This window comes from Infirmifilum sp., assembly GCF_049970975.1.
Classification (GTDB): Archaea; Thermoproteota; Thermoprotei; order Thermofilales; family Thermofilaceae; genus Thermofilum; species Thermofilum uzonense.
On sequence record NZ_JBMFLX010000086.1, the window covers coordinates 1 to 5,847 of the forward strand.

Below are 5,847 nucleotides of genomic sequence, written 5' to 3' on the forward strand. Positions count from 1 at the left end.
CCACGTGTGGCGGTGGCTCGCCTTCCCCTGCTGAGGATTATTCCATGACATGAGCACCGGGGAGGTCTCGTCCTCGAGCTTGTTCGAGACGCGAGCATGGTCTCCGTCACCTCCTGATGGTTCTCAGGCGGGTTTGCCTAAGTACTGCTGAGGAGATGCTTGGAGCCGGTAGCTGGCTCGACGAGGTCGATGCCCAGCGCACACTCCACGGCAATGCGCGGAAGCCCTCGCTAGGCTCGCGAGGTGACAGCATAGATCCGTAGGCCAGTAATGGAGGCTTGCCAGGTTGGTGATTGATACCTGAGGCCACCGCCGCCTAGGATAAGTCCAGCCACATTCAGCTTAAACCTACTAGGCTCTTGTGTTCCTGTAGCTCTTTTCAAGTGCTCTCACGTCACGTGGAGCTACACCGTTGTCAGGAACGTTTAAACGACCTAAGGATCCGCGGCTACACCGTATCACCCCGGTTCGATCAGCGCTGAACGCTAAGCTGTTGAAGCCCGAGTCTCCGTTGAAGGAGGATAGCTGTGCGTTGAGAAGCTTCAGCCTGGCACCAAGATTGGAGGTGTCCGATCTCCCTCGTTCGCTCCGGTTGAAAGTTGTCCTGCGGCCTATTGTCCAATTGTTTATTAGCTCTTCCTGTTTCCTAATTTTATCATACGAGTTGTACATGGTGTTCAAGACGTGATGCCGTCTGTAGACTTGCTCGAGTTTATTAAGGAGTACTCCATTGAACGTGTCTTGTGTAGTTTTAGTGGTGGGCGCGACAGCCTTGTGGCATGTCATCTCTCGTGGATGGCGCTAAAAGGCTCAGGTGTGCCCTTTGAGGTTGTTTTTGTTGACACAGGTGTGGGGCTACCAGTTGTAAGGCAGTACGTCGAGCAGGTATCCGAGCTGATCGGCTGGAGACTTGTAGTTGTCGCGCCGAAGGCTAATTTCTTCGAGGTCGCCTCGAAATGGGGTATGCCAACCCCGAGACGCAGATGGTGTTGCAGGTTGCTTAAGTTACAGCCACTACTAGACTACGCTACAAGCTTAGGAGCAAGCACGGTCCTTTTCATAACCGGGCTTAGGAGGCTTGAATCCAAGAGGAGGCGCAGAATAAAGGGCTATTACTACAGGCACCACCAAGGCGTCCACATATACTATGTAGACCCAATAGTAGACTGGAGTGACAAAGACGTAGAGGAATATATTAGGAAGCACGGGCTACCGGTAAACCCGGTATCGAAGCTCATAGGTTTCAGTGGCGAGTGTTTCTGCGGAGTCTACACGAAGCTAGACCACCTGGTTAAAGTCGCGAGAAATTGGCCCGACTTTATTGAGAGGTTCAAAGTGCTGGAAGAAAGGTGGAAAGAGGGTAAGTTTAAAGGCAAAAGGTATAAGGTGTTTTACGCTGAGGGAGTTAAGCTATCTGTTGATGAGCTATTAGAGCTCGCTAACCGAGAGGGCTAGGCATTAAGCCTGAAGAAAATGCCTGCGTCGGTCTCCTTTTTCTTCGCCAATGACATCTCTCCTTTTGAGTCCACGTCTTCCACGCCCACAAGCTCCAAGAGTCTTTTAATAGTAGTTCTGATTGGTCTGTATTGAGTACTATTCATCTCTTGATCGGCTCTTTCAGCTTCTCTCAAGAGCTTGACCGGGTCACCTATTAATACAAGCATTCTCTTGTGCCTGCTGAGTTGCACGTTGAATAACTCGGGCTCTTGGAAGTACACGGTTTTATTTTCGGGATCAAAGTCTTCCCTACCTAGAATAGCCACGACGGCGTCTGCCTCCGACCCTAACGTTGAATGAACTGTATCGAACACTAAATTGTCTCTTAGAACTCCCAAATGGTGCGAGTAAAACCTTTTGGTAAAGAGCTTCATCTGTTGAACCATATCACGGTACGGTGAAATGACGTAGGTTCTCAACCCGGTAGAAGCCACTATGCTAACACCCACTACAGACCCGATCTTCGCTCTAGTAGGGTCGTATCGTAGGCCTAAATCACTCACCGCATACCTGCTCCGAGTCTCGATGACTAGGAGAGACCTTTTAGTAGTCACTAGTTCCTCAACTAAGGAGAATGCTAAGCTGAAATAGGGGTCTTTTAGGAGTTCATGCCGCGGTCCAAAGTAATCCACGTCAGCAAGTTTATCCGACGCCTTATACTTTGCCCTTAGCTCACCATCATAATATCCTTCACTTATCGGTCTTTCAGTAGGTTCGGGAAGCCTGTAGGTTATGTCCAGAAACTCATAGTGTTGACCTCTAAGATGCTCTCGAGCCATACGTGTCAGTATTAGAGGTTCCTTGCTCGGTTGTAGGCCTCTCAATTCGAGCAGACTATGGAGGATCTTCTCTTCAAGTAAGTGCTCAACTCTCTTGTGTCTCTTCACGACATACAGCTCTCCAAGCCCTATGGCTTGCATCGGGTCGCCAACTACCGAAAGAGAGCCATTAATGCTCCTTCCTTTCTCGACGGCATTGATCAGCAGTGGAACTATATCAATGATCGGTTCATACAGCCTAGATCTGCTGGCCTCGTCAACCATAATATGAACTTCCTTTATTAAGTCACCATGTACCCTCTTTTGATAACTGGTCGCTAGAACTATATGGGTGTGTTCGTCAATGTCCTTTCCAAGCACTTCACTGCCGCTGTAGTCGAATTTTGAACCATAAACCCTAATCATCCTCTTTACGTCGCTATCCCTGTAACCCTTTTGATAGAGCCTTTTCGTGAGCCTGTAGAACATGTCGTACACAAGCTTGTTCGTAGATGCCACATAGAGCACTAATTCTCCTTTATCAAGCTTTCTCATTACGGTGTCTATTGCCTGCTCTAAGACATGGGTCTTGCCTGTACCAGGCGGTCCTTGAACAACACAAACACCCCTATTGTCCACAGTATTAACAACCAGCTGAGCCGCACTAGAACTGGGCTGTGCCGTACTTACCTTATACCACTCAGCCTCTTTTTTGGCCCTTTCTATAGCTTCCGTTAATCTGTAGGCCATTTGCGCTTGCCCCCGATAGCCCTCTGTAGCAGTTCCCTGAGAGACGGCCATTCCTCTTCAGTTATTCCAAGCTCGCTTTCTAACTCTCTACGCTCGTTTTGAATGAGCTCTAGGTTGAGAGCCTCTCCGCCCTTAAGTTGCTCGGGAAGAGACTGCCTGTCTTCCATGAACCTCTGTAACGCGTCTAAGGCTTCCAATTCCAAGTGCGTTAAGTCAGCGTTGACATGAACCAATAGCACGTTTTGTAGGCTGTTTCCGTGCCTCATCAAGTATTCTTTTAGCAACAATAACTGATACTTCAGCAACCTATTTGGAACTCCAAAGTAATACACGACTTTACCATCCTCGAGATCTACCATGTCAACCCTAGCAAACATGTTTATCGATAGGAGTGGACTCTGCGCGTCCAGAAATGAAATTAAAACGGGCGATCCCTCTGGAATGGTATAGAATAAATCCCCCTCAAAGTCCCTGACTTTCCTGCGGCCTATTAGAGCGCCCGCTTTTCGGAATTCCAGCTCTTCCAGGACGTCTACTCGGTGCTGTACTCTCTCGTTTATCCACTTCTTCTCTTTCATGTCAAAATAGTCTCTTTCCACGGTAATAGAACATCTAAAATACCTGTCTTCGCTACTCTTCACTTGCGGAAGCTTATCAATGTGGAAATAGACACCACCACCCTCTGTGAAAACCCTAATCAGGTACTCTTTGTCTAACGATTTAAATATTACGTGAAGAGCTTTATATACTAGGAGATCGGACTCTTTTTCATCGAACACGGTGTAACGCAGACTCCACAATATCCTCTCATACTCTTCCTTTTTACCCACCTCTCTGCCGAAGTAAAACCTGCAGGCAGTAGCTAGCTCACATATTGGCCTCGGAGATCCAGCATCTTTTTTCTTCGAGGCGCAGGGGTACCCAGACTGGCTCATTGGGTCTCCTTTCCTAAGACCCTTTGGAGTAAGTCTAAGAGCGTTGACCTTGACATCTGGTCTTCCTTCGAGAGGGATTAAAAACTCGTCTCGAGAAACTCCCGTCAATCTCTCTTGGTGCGTCATGAGTACCGTTAGATGTTGTGCCTCTAGGAGGACTAAATAGAACAGCCTTCTGAGCTTGCTCCTCCATTTTTCTCTGCTGTTCATGGGCATTAGAATAGGGTGTGGAGGTAGGAACTTACCACTCGGCCTTATCACTACAGGCAATACTTTCGGGGGCTCGCCTAATATCGCGTCTCTTACCTCCTTAATTCTCTTAAAGCCCAGTCTGCGAGCTTCGAGAATGGCGTAGGCTACGACTTGCGCGACATCGTCGTCGCGGTACTCTCTCGCTGTTTTCCACTCAACAACAATGGCCCTTCGGTTGACCCTGTCCTCTAGTATTAAGTCTGGTGAACCCTTGAGGAATGTGTCATAATCCATGAACTGCTGCTCAACAACGGGCTCGATGGTGTTTAAGTAAGCACCGATACTCTTACACATCAATGGGAGTTTTTCAATCAACTTGTTCAGAAGCGTTACGCAGAGATTGATGGTGTTTTGATCGTCGGGACGTCTCAGCAAGTCCTCGTCTTTAAGTTCATCATGAGCTTTTCTGACATACTCTTTAATTTCAGTAATTTCAGTCTTTTTGAGCCAATCGTCATTGAATAGCTTTAGAACGGCGAGACCCAGGATCTTGTGTACATCGCTACCTTTGCCACTCACGGAGTATAAAGGTCTGCCAACCCCTATAGCCTCTACAAGCCTCGCGTAGTAACTGCAATACGCGGCACCCTTAGAGACGCTCCTGACCGACGGTATGTGACTGGTCCTCTTGAGCAAAAATTTTATCGTTTCGCGAGCCCTCGATGCCAGCAAAGCGTCGCCTGTGCTTTTTTCTACTAGCCTCTTTACATAATTTGCTATTAGTGACAAGCCTGACCACGCGCTACTAATTTTTATGACCAGCTGGCTATTTAGCTTTGCTTTGACCAATTCGCTTCATGTTGTTGACTACGGGGATGCGTTCATAGGGACTAATCACCCCTCCACACCATGACTGCTAGAGCTGTGGCATGCAAAATTAAGGATCTTAATACCCAACGCCATTAATGGAGCTGGGGCGCGCCCTAATGCTCTCCAAAGTCTTGAACTCGAGGACACCACGAAGCTGATAGTTGAGAGCGGGGTTAAGCATTAAAACTGCTGGCATTCTCCAACGTAAACGTATTGTAGGTTCTCCCGCTCGGCTACTTCGATGAGTTTTATCTCACGTCAGAAACTTGCCAGTGCCGATCGTTTTAGCAGGTGCTATTTGCAAGGCGCCTGCTACATATATGTGGTGCTTAATCACTTTTTGCATAGAGCTCTTTATTAGTGCCGGGGTTATTCCAACGACTTTTAGCTATTGAAGCCTGCTCAGAGTCTTCACTTCTCTCAGCATGTTCTTCATCAACTCTCTTGCATCAAGCCCCAGGATTCTGCTATACTAGTCGAATACCACGGCCGCTTCAGCGATATTCCAGTACAAAAATGACAGTACTACTGAGCCTCTATATGCGTTTTAAACACCTCGTCTGCTACCTCACTACCGGGCTCGGCCACAAACCTCTTAACCACTGCGCTTGTGTCAAGGTAGTACACTTCACTACTCACCGAAACGCGCCTCGCGCCCGCGCTCTTACTGCCCCTCGAACAGAGGGCTCTTGGTTTCAGCAAGTGCGTGCTCTCGCAGTCCGCTTTATTCGAGCCGAGTCCGAGGTGAACGTACAAGGGGCATTGCGAACGACGGCCCCCGTAATACGCACGGATCACCTTTGACTATGGAGACCCTCAGGCGTCTCGCCACCGCCGGCCAAGGA

Annotated in this window: 5 protein-coding genes; 2 read left to right on the plus strand and 3 right to left on the minus strand. The window is 48.4% G+C overall.

Annotation, left to right across the window (positions count from 1 at the left end):
- Window positions 1–116 precede the first annotated feature (116 nt).
- Window positions 117–263, plus strand: a complete 147-nt coding sequence (locus ACP5KC_RS08440; RefSeq protein WP_428287268.1) for a hypothetical protein — start codon at window positions 117–119, stop codon at window positions 261–263.
- Between the two features lie 88 nt (window positions 264–351).
- On the opposite strand, the gene ACP5KC_RS08445 is transcribed toward ACP5KC_RS08440, so the two are convergent.
- On the minus strand, window positions 352–681 hold the full coding sequence (locus ACP5KC_RS08445) for a hypothetical protein (protein ID WP_428287269.1): 330 nt from the start codon (window positions 679–681) through the stop codon (window positions 352–354).
- Window positions 682–687: 6 nt separating this feature from the next.
- Between ACP5KC_RS08445 and ACP5KC_RS08450 the strand changes: the two genes are divergently transcribed.
- Complete coding sequence (locus tag ACP5KC_RS08450; RefSeq protein WP_428287270.1) at window positions 688–1,455, plus strand: phosphoadenosine phosphosulfate reductase family protein; 768 nt, start codon at window positions 688–690, stop codon at window positions 1,453–1,455.
- Here the strand turns inward: ACP5KC_RS08450 and ACP5KC_RS08455 are convergent.
- Together ACP5KC_RS08455 and ACP5KC_RS08460 are read right to left on the minus strand one after the other, a co-directional pair.
- Complete coding sequence (locus ACP5KC_RS08455; RefSeq protein ID WP_428287271.1) at window positions 1,452–3,005, minus strand: AAA domain-containing protein; 1,554 nt, start codon at window positions 3,003–3,005, stop codon at window positions 1,452–1,454. The genes ACP5KC_RS08450 and ACP5KC_RS08455 overlap by 4 nt on opposite strands.
- A complete protein-coding gene (locus ACP5KC_RS08460; RefSeq protein WP_428287272.1) occupies window positions 2,990–4,921 on the minus strand; it encodes a PD-(D/E)XK nuclease family protein in 1,932 nt (643 codons plus the stop codon). Before ACP5KC_RS08460 ends, ACP5KC_RS08455 begins: the two co-directional genes overlap by 16 nt.
- Between the last annotated feature and the right edge of the window lie 926 nt (window positions 4,922–5,847).

Bases quoted from the DNA above. Each gene is read 5' to 3' on its own strand.
- ACP5KC_RS08455 (WP_428287271.1), bottom strand. From the start codon at position 3,005: ATGGCCTACAGATTAACGGAAGCTATAGAAAGGGCCAAAAAAGAGGCT.
- ACP5KC_RS08450 (WP_428287270.1), top strand. From the start codon at position 688: ATGCCGTCTGTAGACTTGCTCGAGTTTATTAAGGAGTACTCCATTGAA.
- ACP5KC_RS08440 (WP_428287268.1), top strand. From the start codon at position 117: ATGGTTCTCAGGCGGGTTTGCCTAAGTACTGCTGAGGAGATGCTTGGA.